Here is a 25,076-nt window from a genome sequence, read left to right on the forward strand (position 1 = left end):
ACCACACCACGGGGTGGCGGGCCCGATCAATTCAACCAATTCAATACAATAAATTGGTATCAACAAACTTGGCACACTATTGAGTTCTCAAACAACAGACACATTCGAAGTACTATTCGAAACAATTCAATGCAGCTGAATTCTATTGTTTCGCTTTTTCTTCGCTGCGATATTTGAAGCTTATTTCATTCATATCCACTTTGCAAATCCGGATTTTCATCCGAATTTCACTCGATGGAGCGAATAGGCCCAGCAAAATGTGAAGCAATTTTTCATTCTTGCGCTGCTCGCTCCAGGGGAGCCGAAGGCGCTAGAAGAATTGCTTCTCTATTTTTGTTGGGGTTGGTCGCCACTCTGTGGTGGCGACTCAGAAAACAATACACGCTCCTGCCCGACCTTGCAACCGGGCCGGGCAGGAGCGTGCAGGTGACGTTCGAACTTGCTCTAGGCCGCGGAGACTTCCACGGTGGCGAGGTTCTTTTTACCCCGGCGCAGCAGCAGGTAACGTCCGTGCAGCAGCTGGCCGGGCTCGATCACAGCGTCCGGATCCGCGACCTTGGCGTTGTTGACGTAGGCCCCGCCCTCCCCCACGGTGCGGCGGGCGGCGGACTTGCTCTCCGACAGGCCTGTAGCAACCAGCAGTTCGATAATGCCCAGGCCGCCGGCATCGACGGTGGCCGACGGGAGTTCGGACGTGGCCGCCTTGAGCGTGGCCTCGTCCAGGACACGGAGGTCACCGTTGCCGAACAGCGCAGCAGAGGCTGCGATGACCTTCTCGGTGGCGTCCACTCCGTGGACGAGGGAGGTCACCTCGTAGGCGAGTTTCCGCTGTCCTTCGCGGCCGAAAGGCCGCTCGGCAACCGAGGCCTCCAGCGCCTGGATCTCGGCGCGGCCCAGGAAGGTAAACACCCTCAGGCGTGCCGCCACGTCGCTGTCCGCCGTGTTGAGCCAGAACTGGTAGAAGGCGTACGGGCTGCACATCTCCGGATCGAGCCAGATGGCGTTGCCCTCGCTCTTGCCGAACTTGGTGCCGTCGGCGTTCGTGATGAGGGGGGTACCCAGCGCGTGGACGTGCTTGCCCTCGACCTTGCGGATGAGATCGGTGCCACTGGTGAGATTGCCCCACTGGTCCGAACCGCCGGTCTGCAGGACACAACCGTAATCGCGGAACAGCTGCAGGTAGTCCATGCCCTGAAGGATCTGGTAGCTGAACTCCGTGTAGCTGATCCCCTCGTCGGAGTTCAGGCGGTTGGCAACAATGTCCTTTTTGATCATGGTGCCGACCCGGAAGTGTTTGCCGATGCCGCGCAGGAAGTCGATGGCGCTCAGCGGCGCGGTCCAGTCCAGGTTGTTGACCATTCGGGCCGCGTTGTCGCCCTCGAAGCTGAGGAAACGCTGGACCTGGGCCTGCAGTTTCCCGACCCATTCGGCCACCGTCTCGGGGGTGTTGAGCACGCGCTCGGCGGTCTGCCGCGGATCTCCGATCAGGCCGGTGGAGCCGCCGACCAGCCCCAGGGGCTTGTGGCCGGCCAACTGGATCCGGCGCATCAGCAGCAGCTGGACCAGGTTGCCCAGGTGCAGGCTTGGCGCGGTCGGATCGAAGCCGCAGTAATAGGTCGCGGGATCGCCGGCGAGGAGCTTTTCCAGCTCCGCCTCATCCGTGGAGACGTGGACCAGGCCTCGCCATTTCAGCTCCTGCCAGACGTTGGCGAAGCTGGGGTCATTCTGCTGGGAACGTAGATCATTTAGCTGGGACACGGAATCTAAGTTAGCAGGATCAAGGCACCGTCAGCGCTTGTGACCGTCAGCCGGCCGTCCGGCCGGCGGCGGGACTCAGTCCTCGATGCCGGCCGGCACACCGGCGGAGGCGATGAGCCGCAGCCGCTGGGTGGGCCGGGTCATGGCCACATACAGGTCGCCGACCCGGCCGTGCTCATGGTTGAGCATGGCCGATGGCTCCAGCACCACGACGCCGTCGAACTCCAGGCCCTTGGCCTCCCGCGGGCTGATCACCACGATGTCCTGCACGTAGCTGCCCGCGTCCGTGCCGACGCGGCGGCCGTAGACGGCGCGCAGCGCGGCGGTCGCCTCCGGGAGAAGCTCGCCGTCGGCAATGACGGCCAGCAGGCCGCCCTCGAGCGCACCCAGCTCCTCCGGCAGGACCTCCACGAGCTTGCTTATGATCCCGCCGCGGTCGACGCGGTCGATCACCGGCGACCAGCGGCCCTCCCGGACAGCCTTCGGTGCGGACACCACAAGGCCCGCCGCGTTGGCCATCCGGGCAGCCGCTTCGGCGATCTGCGACGGCGTGCGGTAGTTGACCGTGAGTTCCTCCAGCTGCCAGCGGTCGCCGAACATCGGCGCGAGGGCGCTGTGCCAGGAATTGGCGCCGGCCACGGAACTCGTCTGGGCAATATCGCCCACAATCGTGAAGGACTTCAGCGGGCAGCGGCGGACCAGCAGGCGCCACTGCATCGGCGAGAGCTCCTGGGCCTCATCCACCACAATGTGCCCGAACGCCCAGCTGCGGTCTGTCGTGGCGCGCTCGGCGGCGGTCAGCCGGGCTTCGCGTTCCTGGTTCTGGTCCACGAGCTCTTCCGCGGAGATCAGGACGTCCACGCCGGCTGTTTCCATGTTGACCAGCGTCTGCTTGGCATTGGCCAGGTCGCGGGCGCGGTCGTGCTCCTGCTGGGCCAGTCCCCTGCCGGCGGCCGCGTCGAGTTCGCCGAGGAGTTCGGCGGCCTCGTCCAGGAGCGGCACGTCCGCTTCGGTCCACGGGGCGTCGGCGGGCCGGAGCAGCAGTTCACGCTCGGCCGGGGTGAGGTGGGGGGTGCAGGCCGCCAGGATCGACGGTCTGCTGAGGAGTTCACCGATGAGCTTTTCCGGTGTCATCGGCATCCAGCACAGGTTCAGGGCAATCCGGACGTCCCGCGCGGAGCGGACGTCCTCGGCGAGGTAGGAGCGGTCGGCGTTGTTGCCGATGCTGCCGGCTTCCACCAGTTCCGTCATCTGTTCGGTCAGTTCGCGCAGCAGGATCTTGACGAACGAGACCCGGGCCTCGTTGTGCGGCTTGCCGGTCGCACGGGCCCTGTCCCGGGCCCGGCGGACCTGCCGGGGAGTCAGCAGCAGTTTGCGTCCGTCGACTTCGAGGACGCGGTTTTCCGCCGGAATGCGCTGCCGGTTGGCCACTGCGTTCGCCACGACCTCGGCCATGTCCAGCCGGCCCTTGATGGCCGCGACCTCGGCTTCGGGCTCGGCGACGGCGTGGATGCCGGGCATCAGGCGGCCTACGCTCGCCATCACGACGCCGGTTTCGCCGAGCGAGGGCAGGACGCGTTCGATGTACTTCATGAACGACGACGACGGGCCCACCAGCAGGACGCCGGCGGTCTTGAGCCGGTCACGGTGGGTGTACAGCAGGTAGGCGGCGCGGTGCAGCGCCACGGCGGTCTTGCCGGTGCCGGGACCGCCCTGGACCACGAGGGCGCCGGTGATCGATGAACGGATGATCCGGTCCTGCTCGGACTGGATGGTTCCGACGATGTCCGACATCCGTCCGGTCCGCTTGGAATTCAGGGCCGCCAGCAGGGCGCCCTCGCCCTGGAGGGACTCGTCGTCGGAGAGCAGGTCGGCGTCGAGGACGTCATCCTCGATGGCCTTGACCTCGCGGCCCTGCAGGATCAGGTGGCGGCGGCGGCGCACCCCCTGCCGGTCGAACGCGGTGGCCTGGTAGAAATGGCCGGCCTCGGGCGCGCGCCAGTCCAGCATGAGCCGCTGGAGGTCGTCGGTGGTCAGGCCGATACGGCCGATGTACTGGGCCTCGCCGGAGTCGAGGTCGAGGCGGCCGAACACGAGCCGGTCGTCAACGGCGTCGAGCTGCGCGAGGCGGTCCTCGTACAGCGCGGCGAACGCGTCCCGCTCGGAGACGTTCTGCATGGTGCCCACCGCACCGGCACGCCGGACCTGCGCCAGCTGGGCGCGCTTTTCCGCCCGCAGCTCATCCAGCCGGGCGTAAAGTCCGGCCACATAGTCGCGTTCATGGGCCAAATCAGCGTCGTGCATCGAACGTTCCCCTATCGAAAAAGACAGACCAACCATTCTACAACCATTTCGGTCTCCCCATCGGCACATGTCAGTTTTTTGCAGGCATTCTACCGAGGCGTCCGGAATCGTCCACCGTCCCTGCGCAGCCCGCCGCGGGCCGTGCGGCCGGGTCCGGGTTACAGGCGCAGCAGGGAGCTGACCCGGTGGCCGGCCAGGGCCGAGCGGCCACCGAGTTCGCCGAGTTCCATGACCACGCCCACACCGGCCACCTCGACCCCGCAGCGTTCGAACAGCCGCACGGCGGCGCCGAGCGTGCCGCCCGTGGCGAGGACGTCGTCGAGGATCAGGACCCGGCTGCCGGGAGCCAGGTCCGTGGTGTGCAGTTCCAGGGTGGCGTTGCCGTATTCCAGCGCGTAGTCCTCGGAGACCACTTCACGGGGCAGCTTGCCGGCCTTGCGGACCGTGATGACGCCGGTGCCGGTGGCGTACGCCGCGGCGGCGGCCAGCAGGAAGCCGCGGGCTTCCACCCCGGCGACGGCGTCGAACTGGCCCTTGAACGGCTCCACCAGGGCGTTCACGACAGCCTGCAGCGCCGCGCCGTCGGCGAAGACCGGGGTCAGGTCCTTGAAGACGATCCCGGGCTTGGGGTAATCGGGGATGGTGGCGCACAGGCTGCTGATCAGCTCTCCCACCGGTGCGGTGGTGCCTATCCGGGACATCGTTCTCTGGTGGTGCTCGCTTTGATTCACCCATCAACCTTACTGGCTGGACCCGGGTCGCTGACCGGTGCGGCCGGTGGCCGCAGCAGCCCGTGCGCGAGTCCCTAGCTGACGACTTCGAGCGCCTTGCCGAGCGCCTGCTCCGCGTCGAACCGCCGGGCCGCCGCGGACCCCAGGCGGTGGTGGTCCTTTGCCCATTCGGAGCGGCGGAAGCGGTCAGCGTCGCCATGCAGCAACCGGCCGTAGAGGACGTCCTCGAAAATGTCACGACCGTCATCCGGGGTCGGTTCGGGCATCACATGCTGCCGGCCCTGAACCATCTCGGCGGTGAACAGGTCAGCCACCGCATCCGTGCCCTCCGCGAGCGTGCGGTCTGCCGCAAAGTTGCAGAGGCGGAGGGCCCGCACCACCAGCTTGAGGGAGACGTGCTCATCCCGGACGATGAACTTGCGCAGCAGGGCCGCCCGGAAGAGTTCCACCCACTGCCGGCGCTCCGCCCCGGGCGAGTCCGCCGGAGCCGGTCCGTCGGCAGTTTCGAACAGCTCGACCATCCGGAAATAGTCGGCGGCCAGCTGCGCAAAGATCTCGAGCCTTTCGAGCTCACTGCGTGGTTTCCCGCGCTTGCCCTCACCCATACGATGTCATCCTCCCCCGCCGCCGGTCCCTTGGAACCGGAACCATGGCCGTCCGGCTAGGCCGTCCGCACCTTCGCCGCCTTGTAGCGCGAAACGGTCGGGTCGCCGCTCAGCCAGAAGCGCCAGGGATAGTCGTGGGTGCCCCCGGCGCCGGAGACGCCGACGCGCGGACCGGCGCTGACGTTCAGAGCCTGCTGGGCGGGAAGTTCCAGCCGGAACGGGGCCTGGAGGGCGTCGCGTCCGCTGTCCGCCGTTGTAATGCCGAGTGCTGTGGCGAGCCGGGCAGGTCCGCTCGCCAGGTCCTTGGAGGATTTCGACGTCGGCCGGCGGGTGAGTGCGAGCTCCTCCCCGGACACAATCTCACCGGCCCGCAGCAGCACGGCGGAAGCCACACCGGCCGGCCCGCACACGATGTTGGCGCAGTGGTGCATGCCGTAGGTGAAGTAGACGTAAAGATGGCCGGCCGGGCCGAACATCGGGGCGTTGCGCGCGGTGGCGCCGCGGAAGGTGTGCGAGCCGGGATCCGGGTGCTGCGAGTCATGCGGGCCCAGATAGGCCTCCACCTCCGTGATCCGCACGGACACCGGGCCGCCGCTCCCCTCATGCGTCAGAACCGCGCCGAGCAGCAGGGGCGCCACCTGCCGGGCGTCCAGGGACAGGAGCTCCCGCAGTTCGCCCGGGGCCGGCCCACCGGCAGGGAGTCCACGGCCCGGCGCGCTGACAGGGGGCGTCAAAGTCATGCTCCGACTTTAACAAACGGCGTCCGCGCCCTCCACCACCGTGTCCGATTTCCGCTAGCGGCCGTCCCCGGAAGCTGGCAGGATGAACGCATGGACTTCTGGCAGCGCTACCGGGCAATCGACGCCCGGGACACCCGGTTCGACGGGCAGTTCTACACCGCTGTCCGCACCACGGGCATTTATTGCCGGCCCTCCTGCCCGGCCCGGACCCCCAAATCAGGGAATGTCACCTTCTACGAAACCTCCGCCGCCGCGCACGACGCCGGCTACCGGGCCTGCAAACGCTGCCTGCCCGAGGCCGTCCCCGGCACCCCTGCCTGGAACGTGCGCTCCGACATCGCCGGACGCGCGATGCGGCTCATCAACGACGGTGTGATCAACCGCGACGGCGTGGAGGGGCTTGCCGCCCGGCTGGGCTACTCCGCGCGGCAGCTCAACCGGATCCTGAGCAACGAACTCGGCGCGGGACCACTGTCGCTGGCCCGGGCCGGCCGCGCCCAGACCGCCCGCACCCTGCTCGTCTCCACGCCCATGAAAGTCGCGGACATTGCCTTCGCGGCCGGCTTCAGCAGCGTCCGCCAGTTCAACGAGACCATCGGCGATGTCTTCGCCATGACGCCGTCGGCGCTGCGGGCCACCGCCCGGCACCACCGTTCCTCCGGCGTGGCCGCGCAGTCGACGACGGCGCTGACGCTGAACCTGCCGTACCGCGAGCCGTTCGACCCGGGGGTCTTCGACTTCCTCGCGGTCCGGGCCATTCCGGGCATCGAGGAAGGCTCGTCCACCTCCTACGCCCGGACCCTGCGCCTGGCCCACGGCGATGCCCGCTTCCGGGTGGACTACGACGCCGGGTCCCCGGGCCGTCCGCTCATACTGACCGTCGGCGCCGTCGACCTGCGGGATCTGCCTCCCCTGCTCAGCCGGGTCCGCCGGCTGCTGGACCTCGACGCCGACCCGGTCGCCATCGACGGTGCGCTGGGGTCCGATCCGCGGCTCTCAGCCAGCGTCGCCGCCACTCCCGGGATGCGGATGCCGGGCGCCGTCGACCCGCAGGAGCTGCTGGTCCGGGCCATGATCGGCCAGCAGATCACGGTCGCCGCGGCCCGTACCGCCCTCATCCAGCTGTCCGCGGCCGGCAGCGAGAGCCTGGTTCCGTCGGACGGCCTGCACCGGCTGTTCCCGACGGCGGAGCAGATTGCCGGGAACGGCTTCGAACTGCTCCGCGGGCCGCAGCGCCGCATCGATTCCGTCCGCGCAGCCGCCGCGGCGATGGCCTCGGGCGTGCTCGACTTCGGCTACGGCGACGACCTGCCCGGCCTGGAGTCGAAACTGATGCCCCTTGCCGGCATTGGGCCGTGGACGGTTGGTTACGTGGCGATGCGCGTGATCGGCGCCCCGGATGTCTTCCTGGCCAACGACGCAGCGGTGCGCAACGGCATCCGCTCACTCGCCCGGGAGACGGACGGCGCAGCCGTAGTCCCTGAAACCAGCCTCAGTCCTGATTTCCGGGAACTCAGCCCCTGGCGCTCCTACGCCACGATGCACCTGTGGCGCGCGGCAGCGGCGCGCACCCTTACCCAGCCTCCGCAGAAAGCGAGCTCATGAAAGCCCAGTTGTTGACCATGTCCACCCCGGACGGCCCGTTCACCATCATTGCCCGGGACGGGGCCGTGCTGGCCTCCGGGTGGACTGCCGTGCCGGGCGAGCTGACCGGCCAGATCCATCCCGAGCTGCTCCCCGCGGACTACGAGACCGTCACTGCGCTGGACATCATCTCCGGCGCCGTGGAGGCGTTCTATGCCGGGGATCCCGGGCCCGCCATGACGGTGCCGGTGCTGCAAAAATCCGGGCCGTTCCGGGGCCATGCCTGGGACATCCTCCGGACCGTCGCGCCGGGACACCCCGTGACCTACACCGAGTACGCGGAGCTGTCCGGAAACGTCAAAGCCGTGCGCGCCGCGGCCAGCGCCTGCGCTTTCAACGCGGCGGCGCTGTTCGTTCCCTGCCATCGGGTGATCCGCACCGACGGCAGCCTGGGCGGATTCCGCTGGGGGCTGGCCATCAAGGAGAGCCTGCTGGACCGGGAGCGCCGGCAGGCCGCCGACGTGGCGTAGCACCGGCCGCCGGTGCCGGGGTGAGACGTCGCGCCCAGTCCCGGCGGTCCAGAGGCGCGAAGAGTCAGCCCGGCGGAAGTCCTAGCGGCTGACAGGAACCCCGGCCGGCCAGGGCAGCAGCGCCGGGAGGTCCACGCCGTCGGCCGCCGCGGTGGCCCGCAGGCTGCCAAGGGTGGGCGTGCGTCCCGCGAGCCAGGCCGCGATGTCGGTCAGCATCCCGTTGATGGCGGTCGACCGGCCGCCCGGGGCGCCGATGGACACTGCCGGCAGGCCGAGCGGCTGGAGCACGAACCGCTGCCCTTCCGGCACCCGCGCGGCCAGGAAATCGAAAAGATGCTCGCAGAATGGCCGGTTCCAGGTTTCCGGGCCGCGGCCGGTGCCGAGGTCGGTGGCGTGGATGACGAGCTCGCGCCAGAGCGCCAGTCCGCCGTCGAAGACGACTCCCCCGCGGAAGCTGATGGGCGCCCGCCAGCCGTCGGCGTCCAGAGATTCAAAAGCCTGCAGCGCCCGGTCCAGGGCGGCGTCCAGGTCGGCACGGTGTTCCGCGAGGGTGTGCCCGGCGGCCATCTCGATGGCGCGGGTCCGGCCTTCGTAGCCGCCATCGTAGAGCTCGATGCTGTGACCCCGGGCGGCGTATTCCAGCTGGCGCGCCATCGCGTTGGCGATCCCGCAGACGTGGGCCAGCACGTGGCCGCGGGTCCAGCCCGGCAGTTCCGAGGGGGTCTTGACGTCCTCGTCGAAGAAAGTGGCGGTGATTCCGGTCACGACGCCGGCGGCGCGGCGAAGTTCTTCCAGGAGTTTTTCCGGGGTGATGGTGGTCATGGCGATCATCCTAACCCGCGCGGACTGGATAAATCCTGATTAACTGAAAGACTCCGGACCGTAGCGGTGGCGGAGGTGCCGGCGGTCGTGCCGGGCCTGCCAGAACTCGATCTCCCGCGGCCGAAGGGCGTACAGCTGCCAGTCCGGGTTGTCGCTGCCGTCCGCGCCGGGCCGGGCGTGCCAGTCGGACGCGGACGCGGCAGCGGACAGCTGCACCACACCGCCGGCAACACGGACCTGCCGGCCCTGCGGCTGCCAGAAGAAGTTCAGTGCAGCGTGGGGATTAGCCGAGAGTTCCCGGCCCTTCCGGGAGGCGCGGGACGTGGCGAAGTGCCAGCCGTCGTCGTCGATGTCCTTCAGGATCAGCATCCGGGCGGAGGGCCGCCCGAGCTCATCCGCAGTGGCGAGGCTGCAGGCGTTGGGCTGCGGGACACCGGCGGCCAGCGCCTCTTTGAGCCACTGCCGGAACAGTTCGGCGGGGTCCGTGGGGGCGCCGGCCGGGTCGAAGTCCGGGAGCAGCTCGGGGAAATCGGGCAGGGCACGCAGCAACTGGCGGAAGGTTTCGCTCATCCGCCCACCTTAACGAAGAAAGTCCCGGCAGGCCCGACCACCGGTGGTCGGGCCTGCCGGGACTGCCCGGCGCGTGCTACCCCGCGTAGCCGCGGACGGCGGCGAGCTCCCCTTCGAGGGCGAGCAGCTGGCGCTCGACGGCGGCCGGCGCGGTGCCGCCCTGGGAGTTCCGGCTGTTCAACGACCCTTCGGTGCTGAGGACCGTGCGGACCTCCGGCGTCAGGTGCTCCGAGATGGCGGCGAATTCCTCGTCCGTGAGGTCCCAGAGTTCGGCGCCGCGGCTTTCGGCCTGCTTGACCGCAGCACCGGAGAGCTCATGCGCCTCGCGGAACGGAACGCCCTGGCGGACCAGCCATTCGGCGATGTCCGTCGCCAGCGCGAAGCCCTGCGGTGCCAGGGACTCCATCCGTTCGGTGTTGAACGTCAGGGTCGCGATCATGCCGGAGACTGCCGGGAGCAGGACCTCCAGCGTGTCGGCGGCGTCGAAGACAGGTTCCTTGTCCTCCTGCAGGTCGCGGTTGTACGCGAGCGGCAGGCCCTTCAGGGTGGCCAGCAGCCCGGTCAGGTTGCCGATCAGCCGGCCGGCCTTTCCGCGGGCCAGTTCCGCCACGTCCGGGTTCTTCTTCTGCGGCATGATCGAGGAGCCGGTGGAGTAGGAATCGTGCAGGGTGACGAAGGAGAACTCCTTGGTGGCCCACAGGATGACTTCCTCCGACACGCGGGAGAGGTCCACGCCGATCATGGCCGTGATCCACGCGAACTCGGCGAAGACATCGCGGGAGGCGGTGCCGTCGATCGAGTTGTGCGTGGCGGAGAAGAAGCCGAGCTCCGCGGCCACGGCTTCCGGGTCCAGGCCCAGCGAGGAGCCCGCGAGGGCGCCGGAGCCGTACGGCGAGACGCCGGCGCGCTTGTCCCAGTCCGCCAGCCGCTGCACATCGCGCAGCAGTGCCCAGGCGTGGGCCAGGAGGTGGTGGCTGAGCAGCACCGGCTGGGCGTGCTGCAGGTGGGTGCGGCCCGGCATGGCCACGCCCTGGTGCGCCCTGGCCTGGTCCACGAGGGCATCGATGGTGGCGAGCACGCCGCGGGCGATGATCCGGGCGTGGTCGCGGAGGAACATCCGGCCCAGCGTGGCCACCTGGTCGTTGCGGGAGCGGCCCGCACGGAGCTTGCCGCCGAGCTGGGTGCCGGCGCGCTCGATCAGGCCGCGTTCCAGCGACCCGTGCACGTCCTCGTCGGACTCCGCCGGCAGGTACGCTCCGGAGGCGACGTCGTCGTCCAGCCGGCCCAGGGCGTCCAGCATGCCCTCGAGCTCGGTGTCGTCGAGCAGTCCGGCCTTGTGCAGCACGCGGGCGTGCGCCTTGGAACCGGCGATGTCGTAGCGGGCCAGCCGCCAGTCAAAGTGCGTGGACTTGCTCAGCGCGGCGAGGGCATCCGCGGGGCCGCCGGCGAACCGGCCGCCCCACAGGGCACCTTCATTCGTTGCGGAGGCCATTATTTTCCGGCGACGCGGATGTCGCGGCCGGAGGCCACCTTGGCGGACATGCCCCACAGCTCGATGAAGCCGCGCGCCATCGACTGGTCGAAGGTGTCGCCGGTGTCGTAGGTGGCGAGGTCGAAGTCGTAGAGCGAGGTCTCGGAGCGGCGTCCGTTCACGATCGCCTGGCCCCCGTGCAGCATCATGCGGATGTCACCGGTGACATAGCGCTGGGTGTCCTCGATGAAGGCGTCGAGGGAGCGCTTGAGCGGGGAGAACCACTGGCCGTCGTAGACCAGCTCGGACCAGCGCTGGCCCACGGTGGCCTTGAAGCGGGCCTGCTCGCGCTCCACCGTAATGTCCTCGAGGTGCTTGTGCGCTGTGATGAGCGCCATGGCGCCCGGTGCCTCGTAGACCTCACGGGACTTGATCCCGACGAGGCGGTCCTCGACGACGTCGATCCGGCCGATGCCCTGGGCGCCGGCGCGGCGGTTGAGTTCCTTGATGGCCTGCAGCGGGGTGACCCTGACGCCGTCGATCGCGACCGGGATGCCGGCCTCGAAGGAGATGGTGACCTCATCCGGGGCCGGGGGGAATTCCGGGGTCGCGGTGTAGTCGTAGATGTCCTTGGTGGGGGCGTTCCAGATGTCCTCGAGGTAGCCGGTTTCGACGGCGCGGCCCCAGACGTTCTGGTCGATCGAGTACGGGTTCTTCTTGGTGGTCTCGATCGGCAGTCCCTTTTCCTCGGCGAAGGCGATGGCCTTGTCGCGGGTCAGGGCGAGGTCGCGGACCGGGGCGATGCACTTCAGGTCCGGGCCGAGAGTCTGGATGCCGACTTCAAAGCGGACCTGGTCGTTGCCCTTGCCCGTGCAGCCGTGGGCCACCGTGGTGGCGCCGAATTCGCGGGCGGCCTTGACGAGGTGCTTGACGATCACCGGGCGCGAGATTGCGGAGACCAGCGGGTAGTGGCCCTGGTAGAGGGCGTTGGCCTTCAGCGCGGGCATGCAGTATTCGTCGGCGAACTCGTCGGACGCGTCGGCGACGTAGGCTTCGACGGCGCCGCAGCCCAGGGCACGCTGGCGGATCGTCTCCAGCGACTCGCCGCCCTGTCCGACGTCGACCGCCACGGCGATAACCTCGGCGCCGGTCGCTTCTCCGATCCAGCCGATGGCTACGGAAGTATCCAGGCCACCGGAGTAGGCCAGCACAATACGCTCAGTCACTTGAAATGCTCCTTAGTTGTTTGGGGAAAATGTCGGGGTCAAAGCTTGTCTACTGAAAGCCTGTCACATCCCTGCGGCAGGCCCAATCTTCAGGCCGGGGTGAGGTCAGCCGGTGCCGGCTTCCTCGGCGAGCTGCAGGAAGCGGGCGGCCATGTCGGCCCCGCCGAGCGGATCGCGGGTGACCAGCAGCACGGTGTCGTCCCCGGCGATGGTGCCGAGGATCGACGGCATCACCGAGTGGTCGATGGCCAGGGCCAGGAAGTTGGCCGCACCCGGCGGCGTCCGCAGCACCACGATGTTCGCGGACGCTTCGGCGGTGACCAGCAGTTCCCCGCAGAGCCGGGCCAGCCGCGCGTCGAGGATCTCCTGGGTGACGCCGCTTTTGGCCGCGCGTTCCCCGCCCTCCCCCGGCACCGCGTAGACGAGCACGCCGTCCTTGCCGCGCACCCGCACCGCGCCCAGCTCCACCAGGTCCCGGGACAGCGTGGCCTGGGTGACCTGGACGCCGTCGTCCGCCAGCAGCGCCGCCAGTTCGGCCTGCGAGCGGACCGACTCACCGGTGAGGATCGCGGTGATCCGCGCCTGCCGGGCCGTCTTGGTGGCCGGGCTGGCCCCCGGCGAGGCGGGCTGGACGGACATTAGCCGAGAGCCTTCGGTGTCAGCGTCCGATTCGGCGCCAGCCCCTCGACAATAGCCAGGCCTGAGCGGTGCATCAGCCACGCCATCAGGGCCTTCTGGGCGTGCAGCCGGTTCTCCGCCTCGTCCCAGACGACGGACTGCGGGCCGTCGATCACGGCCGCGGCGATCTCGTAGCCGCGGTAGGCGGGCAGGCAGTGGAGCACGACGGCGTCGGGTGCCGCGAGCTTCATCGCCGCCTCGTCCACGGCGTAGCCGCGGAACAGCTGCAGCCGGGCCTCCTTCTCGTCCTCCTGGCCCATGGACACCCAGGTGTCGGTGGCGACGACGTCGGCGCCGAGCAGCGCCTCGGCGGCGTCCACGGTGACGAGCACGGAGCCGCCGGTCTCCGCCGCACGGTCTTCGGCCGCCGCGATGATGGCCGGGGACGGCAGGTACCCGTCCGGGCCGGCGATGCGGACATGCATGCCGGCGGTGACGCCGGCCAGCAGGTAGGAGTTGGCCATGTTGTTGGCGGAGTCGCCGAGGTAGCTCATGGTCAGGCCCGCCAGGTCGCCCTTGTGTTCCTTGATGGTGAGCAGGTCCGCGAGGAGCTGGCAGGGGTGGTAGTCATCGCACAGGGCGTTGATCACCGGCACTCGGGAGTTTTCGGCCATGGCCACGAGCCCCGAGTGGGCACCGGTGCGCCAGACGATGGTGGACACCATGCGCTCCAGGACCTTGGCAGTGTCCTCGACCGATTCCTTGTGGCCGATCTGCGCCTCACCCGGGTTGATGATGAGCGCGTTGCCGCCCATGTCGGCGACGCCGGCGGCGAAGGAGACCCGCGTCCGGGTGGAGGTCTTGTCAAAGATCACGGCGACGGTCTTGCGTCCGCTGCCTTCCGCGGCGAAGGGCTGCACGCTGTAGGGTGCGGCCTTCATCCGGACGGCAAGGTCCAGGACCTCGGCTTGCTCAGCCGGGGTGAGGTCCGTGTCCTTGAGGAAGTGGCGGGTGGCTGCTGCGGCGTTCACTGGAAATCCTTTGCGGTCTGGAGGAGGGCGGGCAGTGCCGTGAGGAAGCGGTCGGCCTGTTCGGTGGTGAGGATCAGCGGCGGCGCGAGGCGGATGGTGTGCGGGCCGGGGCTGTTGACGATGAAGCCCGCCGCCAGGCCCGCGGTCACGACGGCCGGGGCGACGTCGGCGTCCAGGTCGAAGCCGATCAGGAGTCCCTCGCCGCGGACTTCGGTGACGCCCTCGACCGTGGCGAGGCCGGCACGCAGGTGCTCCCCCACCTCGCGGACGTGGCCCAGGACCTGCTGGTTTTCCAGCACGTGCAGCGTGGCCAGGGCCGCGGCGGTGGCGACGGGGTTGCCGCCGAACGTGGTCCCGTGCTGGCCGGCGGTCAGCAGCCCGGACGTGTCCGGGCCGTAGGTGACGAGGGCGCCGATCGGGAAGCCGCCGCCGAGGCCCTTGGCCAGGGTCACGGCGTCGGGCACAATCCCGGCGTCCTCGCTCGCGAGCCACTTGCCGGTGCGGCCGATGCCGGTCTGGACCTCGTCCAGGATCAGCAGTGCCCCGGCGGCGCTGGTGACCTCCCGGGCGGCCCGCAGATAGCCGGCGGGCAGCGGGCGGACCCCGGCCTCGCCCTGGATCGGTTCGAGGAAGACGGCGGCGACGGTGTCGTCCACCGCGGCGCGCAGGGCAGCAATGTCGCCGAAGGGGACGTGTTCGACGCCGCCGGGCAGCGGGGCGAACGGCGCCCGGTAGGCTTCTTTGGCGGTGAGCGCAAGGGCGCCCATGGTGCGGCCGTGGAAGGCACCTTCGAGCGCAATGATTCTGGTGCGCGGTTTCCCTGTACCCTCCGCATCCGCGGCGTGGCTGGCGCCGTTGTTGCGCCGAGCCAGCTTGAAGGCGGCCTCGACGGCTTCGGTGCCGGAGTTGGCGAAAAACACCTTGGACCCGGCCGGGGCTTTGGTGATCTCCAGCAGCTTCTCGGCCAGCGCGATCTGGGTGGGGCTCGTGAAGAAATTGGAGACGTGGCCCAGGGTGGCGAGCTGGCTGGAGATCACCGAGGTGACGAAGGGGTGCGCATGGCCCAGGGCGTTGACCGCGATCCCGCCGAGCAGGTCCAGGTATTCCTTGCCGTCGGCGTCCCAGACCAGGCAGCCGGCGCCGCGGACCAGGACGCGCTGCGGGGTGCCGAAGACGCCCAGCAGGGAGGATGAGTAGCGGGCGAGCCAGTCGGCTCCCGTGCCCGGACCGCGGTTCCCGACGATTTCGCTGAGTTCGGGGGATTTTTCCAGCTGGTTCATTTGTTGTCCTCGTCCGGGACGACCTGGGTGCCGATGCCCGCCGTCGTGAAGGTTTCCAGCAGCATCGAGTGCGGCAGCCTGCCGTCGACGATGTGTGCGCGCTCGACGCCGCCCTCGACGGCCTTGAGGCAGGCTTCCATCTTCGGGATCATGCCGGATTCCAGCCGCGGCAGCAGTTCGCGCAGTTCCGACGCGGTGAGCGAGGAAATCAGCGAGGACCGGTCCGGCCAGTGGGCGAAGAGTCCCTCGACGTCGGTGAGGATCACCAGCTTCGAGGCGCCGAGGGCTTCGGCCAGGGCCGCGGCGGCGGTGTCCGCGTTGACGTTCAGCACCTGGCCGGTTGTCTGCGCCTGTTTTGATCCCGGGTCGCCGGTGCCGTCCTCGAAGATCTCCGGGGCCACCGTGGAGATCACCGGGATGCGTCCGGCCGCGACAATGTCCAGGATTCCCTCGGGATTCACGCCGATCACTTCGCCGACCAGGCCCAGGTCCACCTCTTCGCCGTCCACGACGGTGCCGGTCCGGACCGCGCGGAGCAGGCCGCCGTCCTCGCCGGACATCCCTACTGCGTAGGGGCCGTGGGAGTTGATCAGGCCGACGAGCTCACGGCCCACCTGGCCGGTGAGGACCATGCGGACCACGTCCATGGCCTCCGGCGTGGTGACCCGCAGCCCGCCCTTGAACTCCGATTCGATCCCGAGCCGGCTGAGCATGGCGTTGATCTGCGGGCCGCCGCCGTGCACCACGACGGGGTGGATCCCGACGTGGTGCAGGAAGACGACGTCTTCGGCGAAGGCGCGGCGGAGCTCATCATTGACCATGGCGTTGCCGCCATACTTGATCACCATGGTGCTGCCGGCGAAGCGCTGGATCCAGGGCAGGGCCTCAATCAGGGTGCCGGCTTTGCTCTGGGCATCCTTCATGGAGGTGGTTTCGCGGGTCTGGGTGTTCATGCTGTTCGTCCCTCCGGGAACTGCCTAGCTGGAGTAGGCGCTGTTTTCGTGGACGTACTCGTGGGTGAGGTCGTTGGTCCAGATCGTGGCCTCGGCCCCGCCGGCCTGCAGGTCGATTTCGACCAGGACCTCGCGGGGTTCCAGGTCCACGAGGCCGCGGTCATCGCCGATGCTGCCGTTGCGGCAGATCTGCACGCCGTTCATGGACACGTTGAGCTGGTCGGGCTCGAAGGCGGCGTCGGTGGTTCCGACGGCGGAGAGCACGCGGCCCCAGTTGGGGTCCTTGCCGAAGATCGCGGCCTTGAAGAGGTTGGAGCGGGCGACGGCGCGGCTGACCACTTCGGCGTCCTTTTCGCTGGCGGCGTTGAACGTGCGGATCGCGATGTCGTGGCTGGCACCCTCGGCGTCGCCGATCAGCTTGCGGGCCAGTTCGGCGCAGACCTGGGTCAGTCCCTTGCCGAAGTCGACGGCAGACGGCACCGCGCCGGACGCTGCGGAGGCGAGCAGCACCACGGTGTCGTTCGTGGACATGCAGCCGTCCGAGTCCGCCCGGTCAAAGGTGACCCGGGTGGCGTCGCGGAGCACAACGTCGAGCATCTCCGGCTGGACATCCGCGTCCGTGGTGAGGACCACCAGCATGGTGGCGAGCCCGGGGGCGAGCATGCCGGCACCCTTGGCCATGCCGCCAATGGCGAATTCCTTGCCGTCGGCGTCCGCGCCGATGAAGACCGCCTGCTTGGGCACCGAGTCCGTGGTCATGATCGCGGTGGCGGCGTCGGGTCCGCCGTCGGTGCTGAGCGCTGCCGTGGCGGCGCCGATCCCGGCGAGGATCTTGTCCATCGGGAGCTGCTCGCCGATCAGGCCGGTGGAGCAGACGAAGACGTCGGTGGCGGAGGCGCCGAGCGCCTCGGCGGTTTTCTCGGCGGTGGTGTGCGTGTTCTGGAAGCCCTGCGGGCCGGTGCAGGCGTTGGCTCCGCCGGAGTTCAGGATGACGGCGTCCACGCGGCCGTCCTTGACGACCTCGCGGGACCAGTGCACGGGGGCTGCTGCCACCCGGTTGGAGGTGAACACGGCCGCGGCGGCCTTGCCGGGGCCGTCGTTGACCACGAGGGCCAGGTCCGGGTTGCCGGAGGCCTTGAGGCCGGCGGTGACGCCGGCGGCGCGGAATCCCTGGGGGACGGTGATGCTCATGGTGCGACTCCCTGCAGATCGAGGCCGGCGGTTTCCGCCAGGCCGAGGGCAATGTTCATGGACTGCACGGCCCCGCCGGCGGTCCCCTTGGTCAGGTTGTCGATGGCGCAGGTGACGATCACCCGGCCGGTGTGCCCGTCGAGTGCCAGCTGCATGACGGCGTGGTTGGACCCCTGCACGGACTTCGTGGAGGGCCAGCGGCCTTCCGGCAGCAGGTGCACGAACGGCTCGTCGTCGTAGGCCTCGCTCCAGGCGTGGCGGAGTTCCTCCTCAGTCACACCGGGACGCACCTTCGCCGTGGCGGTGGTGAGGATGCCCCGGCTCATGGGGGCCAGCGTGGGCGTGAAGGACACCGTGACCGGTGCGTTCAGGGCCTTGGAGAGTCCCTGCTCGATCTCCGGGGTGTGCCGGTGTCCGCCGCCGACGCCGTACGGGCTCATCGAGCCCATCACCTCAGCGCCGATCAGGTTGACCTTGGCGGCCTTGCCGGCCCCGGAAGTGCCGGACGCGGCAACAATAACGACGTCGTCCGCCTGCAGCAGGTGGTTGCTGAAGCCCGGGGTGAGGGCCAGCAGTGCCGACGTCGGGTAGCAGCCCGGCACGGCGATCCGTTTGGCGCCGCGGAGCGCGTCGCGCTGGCCGGGGAGCTCCGGCAGCCCATAGGGCCAGGTCCCGGCGTGCGGGGAGCCGTAAAACTTTTCCCAGGCTGCCGGATCAGACAAGCGGTGGTCGGCGCCGGCGTCGATGACAAGGGTGCCGGCCGGCAGTTGCGCGGCGATCTCCGCGGAGGCGCCGTGCGGCAGGGCCAGGAACACGACGTCGTGGCCGGACAGGTTCTCCACCGTGGTGTCTTCGAGGATTCGGCTGGCCAGACCGTGGAGGTGGGGCTGCAATTCCCCTAGTCTGGAACCGGCGTTGCTGTGCGCCGTGATGGCGCCGATCGTGACGTCGGGGTGGCCGGCCAGGAGCCGCAGGACTTCGCCGCCGGCATAACCGCTTGCGCCGGAAACGGCAACAGAAATAGTCATAGCACCGACTATACAGCAAGAGTATGCATAGATGCCGATATTTATGCATCCATTGCCGCGTGTCCGGACCCGGCCCCGGAACCCCCAAAACCGCCCCTCCACCCGCGGCCCCCGGCCAGGGTTCGGGAGGCAGTGCAGGCCGGAGGCGTATGCTTGGAAGAGGGTGATCCAGACCGTGCGTCCGAGTGTCGGGTGCAGCGTTGCCCGTAAAGAGTTACGAGGCACGCGCTCCATGACCCCCACCACTGCTACGCCGGAGCGACCGAAATCGCGCGTCCGCCAGCCCAACGCCGTCGTCCTGAGCTATTCGGAACTGCTTAAGACCGTCAAGGCAGCGGGCCTGCTGGAACGCCGTGTCGGCTTCTACATCACGGTATTCTCCGTCCTGGTCCTCCTGATGACGGCCACCTGGTTCGGCTTTGCCCTGATCGGCGACAGCTGGTTCCAGCTCCTCATCGCCGCCGCCCTGGGCATCCTCTGTACCCAGTTGAGCTTCCTGGCCCATGAGGCCGGCCACCGGCAGATCTTCGCCTCCCGCCGCGCCAACGACTGGGCCGCACGGCTGCTGGCCACCTCGGTCGCCGGGATCAGCTACTCCTGGTGGGAGCAGAAGCACGGCGCACACCACAACCACCCGAACGTCATCTCCAAAGACCCGGATATTGCCACCGGCGCCATCGCTTTCTTCCCGGAAGCCGCCGCCACCCGGCAGGGACGGTTCTCGTTCCTCACCCGCAAGCAGGGCTGGTTCTTCTTCCCGCTGCTGTTCCTCGTGGGCCTGGGCCTGCAGATCGATTCGATCAAGTTCATCTTCCAGCGCGCCAAGGTCACGCACCGCTGGGTTGAGATCCCGATCCTCGTGGTCCGGCTGAGCCTGCTTCCGGTGCTCGCCTTCACCTTCCTGCCGTGGGGCATGGCCCTCGCGTTCATCGCGGTCCAGCTCGCCGTCTTCGGGTTCTACATGGGGGCCTCCTTCGCCCCGAACCACAAGGGTATGCCCGTCCTGCCGGCCGACAGCCGCGTGGACTTCTTCAGCCGCCAGGTCCTGACGTCCCGGAACATCTCCGGCGGCCGCTTCATGGACATCCTGCTCGGCGGCCTTAACCGCCAGGCCGAGCACCACCTCTTTCCGGATATGGCCCGGCCGCAGCTCGACAAGGCTGCCGTGATCGTCCGCGAGTTCTGCGCGAAGCACCAGGTTCCCTACACCGAAACCACGCTGCTGCAGTCCTACGGCATCATCGTCCGTTACCTCAACGACGTCGGCCTCTCCGCCGGACGCCACTTCGAGTGCCCGATGGCCACCGTTACCCGCCGCTACTAAAGCGGCAGCGCGGTTCCGCGGAAGCCTCCCGCCCGAGGCTATGATTTTCCTGTTTGACCCGAAGTGACGGCCGGATACCGGCCGTCACTTCTTCGTTGGCGCCGGTGTATCTAGGATGGGTGCAGGATGTGGGCCGCGGGATCCGGGCCCACACATACTCAGTCCGGAATACTCTGTCCGGAATATTCAGCCGGACGTTCTGCCAGGAAATTCAGTGCCGGACGTTCTGCCCAGGCAAGGAGACACAGGATGCATGCAATCGTCGCCCGCGAGGCCGGAGGCCCCGGGGTCCTCACGCTGGCCCAGGTGGAGCGCCCGGTCCCGGGTCCCGGCCAGCTGCTGGTGAAGGTCGCCGCCGTCGGAGTGAACTTCATCGACACATACAAGCGCAGCGGCAGCTACAAGGTGGGCTACCCCTTCACCCCCGGTTCGGAGGCCTCGGGCACCGTGGAGGAACTCGGCGACGGCGTGACAGGCTTCTCACCGGGCGACCGGGTGGCCACGGCCGAAGGCGTCAACTGCTACGCCGGCTACGCCCTGATCGACGAGGACAAAGCGCTGCCGGTCCCCCACGGCGTGGATGACTTCACGGCCGCCGCCCTGCCGCTGCAGGGCATCACCGCGCACTACCTCATCAATTCCTCCTTCAAGGTCGAGCCCGGCCACACCGTGCTGCTGCACGCCGGCGCCGGCGGTGTTGGGCTCCTGCTGATCCAGCTGCTCAAGGCCAGGGGCGCGCGTGTCATCACCACCGTCTCCACCGACGACAAGGAGCTGCTGGCCCGCGAGGCAGGCGCCGACCATGTGCTGCGCTACGACGGCTTCGCCGCCAGGGTGCTTGAACTAACCGACGGGGCCGGCGCGGACGTCGTATACGACGGCGTCGGTAAAGACACTTTCGACGGTTCCCTCGACGCCCTGCGCGTCCGCGGAACCCTGGTGCTCTTCGGTGCCGCCTCCGGGCCGGTGCCGCCCTTCGACCCGCAACGTCTTAATGCCGGAGGCTCGCTGTACCTGACCCGGCCGACGATCGCCCACTTCCTGCGCAACGCCCAGGAACGCCGCTGGCGCTCGGACGAGCTGTTCGCCGCGGTGGCCGACGGAAGCCTCAAGGTCCGGATCGGTGCCCGCTACGACCTGGCCGAGGCGGCCCAGGCCCACGACGACCTGGAGCAGCGCCGCACCACCGGCAAGGTCATCCTGGTTCCGTAGATTCTGTACCCGGCAGCAGGGACCACACCGGGGATAAAGCGTGCGAACGACCGGCCGGAGGCGGAGTATTAACACAAAGCGAAGCCGGACACCTTCCGTTCACCTAGGCCGGAGACGATCCCCCTGTGACTGAGCAACCACAGCAACCACAACGCAGCGACCTTCCGCGGGCGATCGCCACCGTCAGCCCGGACTTCTCGGCGCAACTTCCAGGGTCGCTGGCCGCACCGCCGGAGCGGACGCTGGTCGACATCCTGCAGGACACGGCCAGGCGCTTCCCGGATGCCTCCGCCCTCGACGACGGGCACCAGTCGCTCAGTTATGCCCAGCTGCTGACGGCGGTCCGGGCCAAGGCGCGGGAGCTGCACCGGGCCGGACTGGGCGCCGGGGACAAGATCGGCGTCCGGATTCCCTCCGGCACCAACCAGCTCTACATCGCCATCCTGGCTGTGCTCCTCATCGGGGCTGCGTACGTCCCGGTGGACGCGGACGACCCGGAAGAGCGGGCCCGGCTGGTGTTCGGCGAAGCCCGGGTCGCGGGCACGTTGCACGGGACCGGGGACGTTGTGACGGAGGGCCAGCGGCCGCGCCCGTTCCCGGCGCCGCGGCTGCCCGGCCCGGACGACGACGCCTGGGTCATTTTCACCTCCGGCTCCACCGGAACCCCCAAGGGCGTCGCCGTGCAGCACCGTTCCGCGGCGGCCTTCGTCGACGCCGAGGCCCGGATCTTCCTCCAGGACGAGCCGGCCGGCCCGCAGGACCGTGTCCTCGCCGGGCTGTCGGTCGCCTTCGACGCCTCATGCGAAGAAATGTGGCTGGCCTGGCGGCACGGCGCCTGCCTGGTGCCGGCGCCGCGGGCCCTGGTCCGGACCGGCATGGACCTCGGCCCCTGGCTGATCAGCCACGGCATCACGGTCGTGTCCACGGTTCCTACCCTCGCCGCGCTCTGGCCGGTGGAGTCCCTGGAGAGCGTCCGCCTGCTGATTTTCGGCGGCGAGGCATGCCCGCCGGAACTCGCCGAACGGCTCGCCGTCGAAGGCCGCGAGGTCTGGAACACCTACGGCCCCACCGAGGCCACCGTCGTCGCCTGCGCTGCGCCGCTGGGCGGCTCGGGACCAATCCGGATCGGGCTGCCGCTGGACGGCTGGGACCTGGCCGTCGTGGATGCTGACACCCTGCCGGTCGCAGAAGGGGAAATCGGCGAACTGATCATCGGCGGCGTGGGCCTGGCCCGGTACCTCGACCCGGCCAAGGACGCCGAGAAATACGCTCCGATGCCGTCGCTCGGCTGGGCGCGTGCCTACCGCTCCGGCGATCTGGTCCGCTACGAGGCCGCCGGGCTGATCTTCCAGGGCCGCGCCGATGAACAGGTCAAGCTGGGCGGGCGCCGGATCGAACTCGGCGAGATCGACGCCGCCCTGCAGGCGCTGCCGGATGTGGCCGGTGCGGCCGCGACGGTGCAGACCACCGCGGCCGGAAACCAGATCCTCGTCGGGTACCTGTCCCCCGCCGGTGGCCGGGATCTCGATCTGGTGGCCGCCCGGGAGCTGCTCGGCGAAAGCCTGCCGGCTCCCCTGATCCCGTTGCTGACCGTGGTCGATTCGCTGCCCACCAAAACCAGCGGCAAAGTCGACCGGCACGCGCTGCCGTGGCCGCTGCCGGGGGCCGGGGCCGCCGACGCCGCCGCGGCCCCGCTGAACCTCCCGGACGATGCAGCCTGGATCGTGGAGCAGTGGAGTGCTGTGCTCGGCAGTGCCGTGTCCAACCTTGACGCCGATTTCTTTGCCTACGGGGGCGGTTCGCTCGCCGCCGCGCAGCTCGTTTCCGCCCTGCGCGTGCGCTACCCCACCATCACAGTGGCCGACATCTACGCCACTCCCCGGGTCGGGGCGCTCATCGACGCCGCGCGCCAGTCGCTGCCCGAGGGCGGGGCGGGCCCGGCCCCGGAACGCACGGTCCGGCGTACGGCCCGCAAGTCACAGGTCTTCCAGACCCTGATGGGCGTTCCGCTGCACATCCTGGTCGGCATGCGCTGGCTGACGTACCTGATGGCGGCTAACAATCTGCTCTCATCCTTTGCCGGCTTCACGGCGGCGCCCACGGTGTCCTGGTGGTGGGTGGTTGCCTCCTGGCTCGTCTTTGTCAGTCCTGCGGGCCGGATGCTGATCTCCATCGCCGCCGCGCGGCTGCTGCTGCGCAAGGTGGTGCCGGGGACGTACCCGCGGTCCGGCCGGGTGCACCTGCGCCTCTGGCTGGCCGAGCAGATCCAGGACCTGGCCGGCGCGGTGAGCCTGGCCAGCGCCCCCTGGGTGCCGTATTACGCCCGGGCCCTCGGGGCGAAGATTGGCGACGACGTCCAGCTCCACTCGCTGCCGCCGGTCACCGGCCTGCTCTCGCTCGGCAGCGGCTGCAACGTCGAGCCCGAGATTGACCTGTCCGGCTGGTGGATCGACGGCGACGTCGTCCACATTGGCGCCATCCGGATCGGGCCCGGCGCAACTGTCGGTGCCCGCAGTACCCTGATGCCCGGTGCCACGATCGGCGCCGGAGCGCGGGTGGAACCCGGTTCGGCCGTGCTGGGCAAGGTGAAGGCCGGGCTGCTCGTCGCTGGCTCGCCGGCCGAGCGGCGCGGCAAGGCCAAGCACTCCTGGCCGGAGAATCCCCCGGAGCACCGGCTGATCGGCCGGCTCTGGTTTGCCGGTTTCGCCACCGCCTCGGCCGCCCTGGCCCTGATTCCCTACGTTTCCGCCGCCGCGGCGGCCCTCGTGGTCTTTGGCTTCATCCGCGGCAGCGCCTCGTTGACCGCCGCGCTGCCCCAGCTGCTGCTGTCCCTGCCGCCGGCGGCCCTGGTCTGGTTCCTGTCCAACCTCGTGCTGATTCTCCTCACCACCCGGCTCCTCGGGGTGGGACTGGCCGAAGGGTACTACCGCGTGCGCAGCAGGATCGGCTGGCAGGTCTGGGCCACCGAACGGGTGCTGGACCTGGCCCGCGACCTGCTGTTCCCCATTTACGCCAGCCTGTTCACGCCCGTCTGGCTGCGCCTGCTGGGCGCCAGGATCGGCAAGAACGTGGAAGCCTCCACGGTCCTGCTGATTCCCAAGATGACCACCGTGGGCGAAGGCGCCTTCCTGGCCGATGACACGATGGTGGCCTCCTACGAGCTCGACGGCGGATGGTTGCGGATTGCCCCCGCCAAGATCGGCAAACGCTCCTTCCTGGGCAACTCCGGTATGACCGCGGCCGGCCGCAATGTGCCGAAGAACTCCCTCGTGGCGGTGCTCTCGGCAACTCCCGCGAAGGCGAAGTCCGGGACGTCCTGGCTGGGCAGCCCGCCGGTCCGGCTTCGGCGCACCGCCATCGCCTCAGACGACACGAGGACCTACCAGCCGCCGCTGAAGCTCAAGATTGCCCGGGCGCTGTGGGAGCTCTGCCGCTTTGTCCCCGTCGTGGCGACGGTCGCGGTCGCCGCCGGCGTCCTCCTCGCCTTCGACTGGCTCGCTACGGTGTTCAATTACGGCATCGCGGCGCTCCTGGGCGGAGTCGTGATCCTGCTCGCCGGCGCCGCGGCGGCGGGCAGCGCCGTCGTCGCGAAGTGGCTGCTGGTGGGGCGGATCCGTCCTGGCGAGCATCCGCTGTGGAGTTCCTTCATCTGGCGCAACGAGGTCGTGGACACGTTCATTGAAATGGTCAGCGCGCCCTGGTTCGCGCGCTCGGCTACCGGGACCCCGGCCCTGGTCTGGTGGCTGCGGGCCTTGGGCGCAAAGATCGGCGCCGGCACGTGGTGCGAAAGTTACTGGCTTCCCGAAGCGGACCTTGTGACCCTGGGCCGGAACTCCACGGTCAACCGTGGCTGCGTGGTCCAGACCCATCTCTTCCACGACCGCGTCATGAGCATCGACACTGTTACGCTCGATGACGGGGCAACGATGGGACCGCACGGAGTCATCCTCCCGCAGGCCCGGATTGGCAAGGGCGGCACCGTGGGCCCGGCCTCCCTCGTGATGCGGGGTGAGACGGTTCCCGCCGCGAGCTACTGGATGGGCAATCCGGTGAGCCCGTGGGGCGGGCCGGCAGTGCCTGCGCCCAAGCCGAAGTAGC

At 69.0% G+C, this 25,076-nt stretch carries 20 protein-coding genes; 5 read left to right on the plus strand and 15 right to left on the minus strand.

The genetic code is table 11. From position 1 onward, the window contains the following. Window positions 1–444: 444 nt before the first annotated feature. From tyrS to AC50YC_RS11080, 5 genes are all read right to left on the minus strand, one after another. Window positions 445–1,758: a tyrosine--tRNA ligase gene (gene tyrS, locus AC50YC_RS11060; protein WP_494953576.1), complete on the minus strand. Its 1,314-nt coding sequence runs from the start codon at window positions 1,756–1,758 to the stop codon at window positions 445–447. Between the two features lie 75 nt (window positions 1,759–1,833). Continuing rightward, window positions 1,834–4,062 (minus strand): HelD family protein, encoded by a 2,229-nt coding sequence (locus AC50YC_RS11065; protein ID WP_494953577.1) that lies wholly within the window; start codon window positions 4,060–4,062, stop codon window positions 1,834–1,836. A 158-nt stretch (window positions 4,063–4,220) separates the two neighbouring features. After that, on the minus strand, window positions 4,221–4,763 hold the full coding sequence (locus AC50YC_RS11070; RefSeq protein ID WP_494953763.1) for an adenine phosphoribosyltransferase: 543 nt from the start codon (window positions 4,761–4,763) through the stop codon (window positions 4,221–4,223). Between the two features lie 104 nt (window positions 4,764–4,867). Beyond that, window positions 4,868–5,398 (minus strand): hypothetical protein, encoded by a 531-nt coding sequence (locus AC50YC_RS11075; RefSeq protein ID WP_494953578.1) that lies wholly within the window; start codon window positions 5,396–5,398, stop codon window positions 4,868–4,870. 56 nt (window positions 5,399–5,454) lie between these two features. Beyond that, a complete protein-coding gene (locus tag AC50YC_RS11080) occupies window positions 5,455–6,138 on the minus strand; it encodes a DNA-3-methyladenine glycosylase (protein ID WP_494953579.1) in 684 nt (227 codons plus the stop codon). A gap of 90 nt (window positions 6,139–6,228) precedes the next feature. Here AC50YC_RS11080 and AC50YC_RS11085 point away from each other — a divergent pair, with 90 nt between their 5' ends. Together AC50YC_RS11085 and AC50YC_RS11090 are read left to right on the plus strand one after the other, a co-directional pair. After that, window positions 6,229–7,743, plus strand: a complete 1,515-nt coding sequence (locus tag AC50YC_RS11085) for a DNA-3-methyladenine glycosylase 2 family protein (protein WP_494953580.1) — start codon at window positions 6,229–6,231, stop codon at window positions 7,741–7,743. Continuing rightward, the gene (locus AC50YC_RS11090) at window positions 7,740–8,252 is read left to right on the plus strand and encodes a methylated-DNA--[protein]-cysteine S-methyltransferase (RefSeq protein WP_494953581.1); all 513 of its coding nucleotides are present in this window, start codon (window positions 7,740–7,742) and stop codon (window positions 8,250–8,252) included. The genes AC50YC_RS11085 and AC50YC_RS11090 overlap by 4 nt, the downstream gene beginning before the upstream one ends. Before the next feature lie 81 nt (window positions 8,253–8,333). Here the strand turns inward: AC50YC_RS11090 and AC50YC_RS11095 are convergent, their stop codons facing one another. From AC50YC_RS11095 to argC, 10 genes are all read right to left on the minus strand, one after another. Further along, the gene (locus AC50YC_RS11095; protein ID WP_494953582.1) at window positions 8,334–9,074 is read right to left on the minus strand and encodes a maleylpyruvate isomerase family mycothiol-dependent enzyme; all 741 of its coding nucleotides are present in this window, start codon (window positions 9,072–9,074) and stop codon (window positions 8,334–8,336) included. A 39-nt stretch (window positions 9,075–9,113) separates the two neighbouring features. Beyond that, complete coding sequence (locus AC50YC_RS11100) at window positions 9,114–9,644, minus strand: pyridoxine/pyridoxamine 5'-phosphate oxidase (protein WP_494953583.1); 531 nt, start codon at window positions 9,642–9,644, stop codon at window positions 9,114–9,116. Between the two features lie 76 nt (window positions 9,645–9,720). Then, a complete protein-coding gene (argH, locus tag AC50YC_RS11105; protein WP_494953584.1) occupies window positions 9,721–11,136 on the minus strand; it encodes an argininosuccinate lyase in 1,416 nt (471 codons plus the stop codon). After that, window positions 11,136–12,341 (minus strand): argininosuccinate synthase, encoded by a 1,206-nt coding sequence (locus tag AC50YC_RS11110; RefSeq protein WP_494953585.1) that lies wholly within the window; start codon window positions 12,339–12,341, stop codon window positions 11,136–11,138. Before AC50YC_RS11110 ends, argH begins: the two co-directional genes overlap by 1 nt. Window positions 12,342–12,446: 105 nt before the next feature. Then, window positions 12,447–12,980, minus strand: a complete 534-nt coding sequence (locus AC50YC_RS11115; RefSeq protein ID WP_354173711.1) for an arginine repressor — start codon at window positions 12,978–12,980, stop codon at window positions 12,447–12,449. Then, on the minus strand, window positions 12,980–13,990 hold the full coding sequence (gene argF / locus AC50YC_RS11120) for an ornithine carbamoyltransferase (protein WP_494953586.1): 1,011 nt from the start codon (window positions 13,988–13,990) through the stop codon (window positions 12,980–12,982). Before argF ends, AC50YC_RS11115 begins: the two co-directional genes overlap by 1 nt. Further along, window positions 13,987–15,270 (minus strand): acetylornithine transaminase, encoded by a 1,284-nt coding sequence (locus tag AC50YC_RS11125; RefSeq protein WP_494953587.1) that lies wholly within the window; start codon window positions 15,268–15,270, stop codon window positions 13,987–13,989. The genes argF and AC50YC_RS11125 overlap by 4 nt, the downstream gene beginning before the upstream one ends. Next, window positions 15,267–16,223 carry an acetylglutamate kinase gene (argB, locus tag AC50YC_RS11130; RefSeq protein ID WP_494953588.1) on the minus strand — a complete coding sequence of 319 codons (957 nt, stop codon included), beginning with the start codon at window positions 16,221–16,223 and terminating at the stop codon, window positions 15,267–15,269. Before argB ends, AC50YC_RS11125 begins: the two co-directional genes overlap by 4 nt. Window positions 16,224–16,247: 24 nt before the next feature. Beyond that, window positions 16,248–17,414, minus strand: coding sequence for a bifunctional glutamate N-acetyltransferase/amino-acid acetyltransferase ArgJ (gene argJ / locus AC50YC_RS11135; RefSeq protein WP_494953589.1), 1,167 nt, complete (start codon window positions 17,412–17,414; stop codon window positions 16,248–16,250). Then, window positions 17,411–18,442 (minus strand): N-acetyl-gamma-glutamyl-phosphate reductase, encoded by a 1,032-nt coding sequence (gene argC / locus AC50YC_RS11140; RefSeq protein WP_494953590.1) that lies wholly within the window; start codon window positions 18,440–18,442, stop codon window positions 17,411–17,413. The genes argJ and argC overlap by 4 nt, the downstream gene beginning before the upstream one ends. A gap of 232 nt (window positions 18,443–18,674) precedes the next feature. Here argC and AC50YC_RS11145 point away from each other — a divergent pair, with 232 nt between their 5' ends. From AC50YC_RS11145 to AC50YC_RS11155, 3 genes are all read left to right on the plus strand, one after another. Next, window positions 18,675–19,766: a fatty acid desaturase family protein gene (locus AC50YC_RS11145; RefSeq protein WP_354173716.1), complete on the plus strand. Its 1,092-nt coding sequence runs from the start codon at window positions 18,675–18,677 to the stop codon at window positions 19,764–19,766. A 249-nt stretch (window positions 19,767–20,015) separates the two neighbouring features. Then, on the plus strand, window positions 20,016–20,978 hold the full coding sequence (locus tag AC50YC_RS11150) for a quinone oxidoreductase family protein (RefSeq protein WP_494953591.1): 963 nt from the start codon (window positions 20,016–20,018) through the stop codon (window positions 20,976–20,978). 173 nt (window positions 20,979–21,151) lie between these two features. Continuing rightward, window positions 21,152–25,075: a Pls/PosA family non-ribosomal peptide synthetase gene (locus AC50YC_RS11155; RefSeq protein WP_494953764.1), complete on the plus strand. Its 3,924-nt coding sequence runs from the start codon at window positions 21,152–21,154 to the stop codon at window positions 25,073–25,075. Window position 25,076: the final 1 nt, after the last annotated feature.

The sequence above is a fragment of the Pseudarthrobacter sp. MDT1-56 genome (genome assembly GCF_059383555.1).

Coding starts and splice junctions, on each gene's coding strand:
- AC50YC_RS11065 (WP_494953577.1), bottom strand. CDS start 4,062: ATGCACGACGCTGATTTGGCCCATGAACGCGACTATGTGGCCGGACTT.
- AC50YC_RS11070 (WP_494953763.1), bottom strand. CDS start 4,763: ATGTCCCGGATAGGCACCACCGCACCGGTGGGAGAGCTGATCAGCAGC.
- AC50YC_RS11075 (WP_494953578.1), bottom strand. CDS start 5,398: ATGGGTGAGGGCAAGCGCGGGAAACCACGCAGTGAGCTCGAAAGGCTC.
- AC50YC_RS11080 (WP_494953579.1), bottom strand. CDS start 6,138: ATGACTTTGACGCCCCCTGTCAGCGCGCCGGGCCGTGGACTCCCTGCC.
- AC50YC_RS11085 (WP_494953580.1), top strand. CDS start 6,229: ATGGACTTCTGGCAGCGCTACCGGGCAATCGACGCCCGGGACACCCGG.
- AC50YC_RS11090 (WP_494953581.1), top strand. CDS start 7,740: ATGAAAGCCCAGTTGTTGACCATGTCCACCCCGGACGGCCCGTTCACC.
- AC50YC_RS11095 (WP_494953582.1), bottom strand. CDS start 9,074: ATGACCACCATCACCCCGGAAAAACTCCTGGAAGAACTTCGCCGCGCC.
- AC50YC_RS11100 (WP_494953583.1), bottom strand. CDS start 9,644: ATGAGCGAAACCTTCCGCCAGTTGCTGCGTGCCCTGCCCGATTTCCCC.
- argH (WP_494953584.1), bottom strand. CDS start 11,136: ATGGCCTCCGCAACGAATGAAGGTGCCCTGTGGGGCGGCCGGTTCGCC.
- AC50YC_RS11115 (WP_354173711.1), bottom strand. CDS start 12,980: ATGTCCGTCCAGCCCGCCTCGCCGGGGGCCAGCCCGGCCACCAAGACG.
- AC50YC_RS11125 (WP_494953587.1), bottom strand. CDS start 15,270: ATGAACCAGCTGGAAAAATCCCCCGAACTCAGCGAAATCGTCGGGAAC.
- argB (WP_494953588.1), bottom strand. CDS start 16,223: ATGAACACCCAGACCCGCGAAACCACCTCCATGAAGGATGCCCAGAGC.
- argJ (WP_494953589.1), bottom strand. CDS start 17,414: ATGAGCATCACCGTCCCCCAGGGATTCCGCGCCGCCGGCGTCACCGCC.
- argC (WP_494953590.1), bottom strand. CDS start 18,442: ATGACTATTTCTGTTGCCGTTTCCGGCGCAAGCGGTTATGCCGGCGGC.
- AC50YC_RS11145 (WP_354173716.1), top strand. CDS start 18,675: ATGACCCCCACCACTGCTACGCCGGAGCGACCGAAATCGCGCGTCCGC.
- AC50YC_RS11150 (WP_494953591.1), top strand. CDS start 20,016: ATGCATGCAATCGTCGCCCGCGAGGCCGGAGGCCCCGGGGTCCTCACG.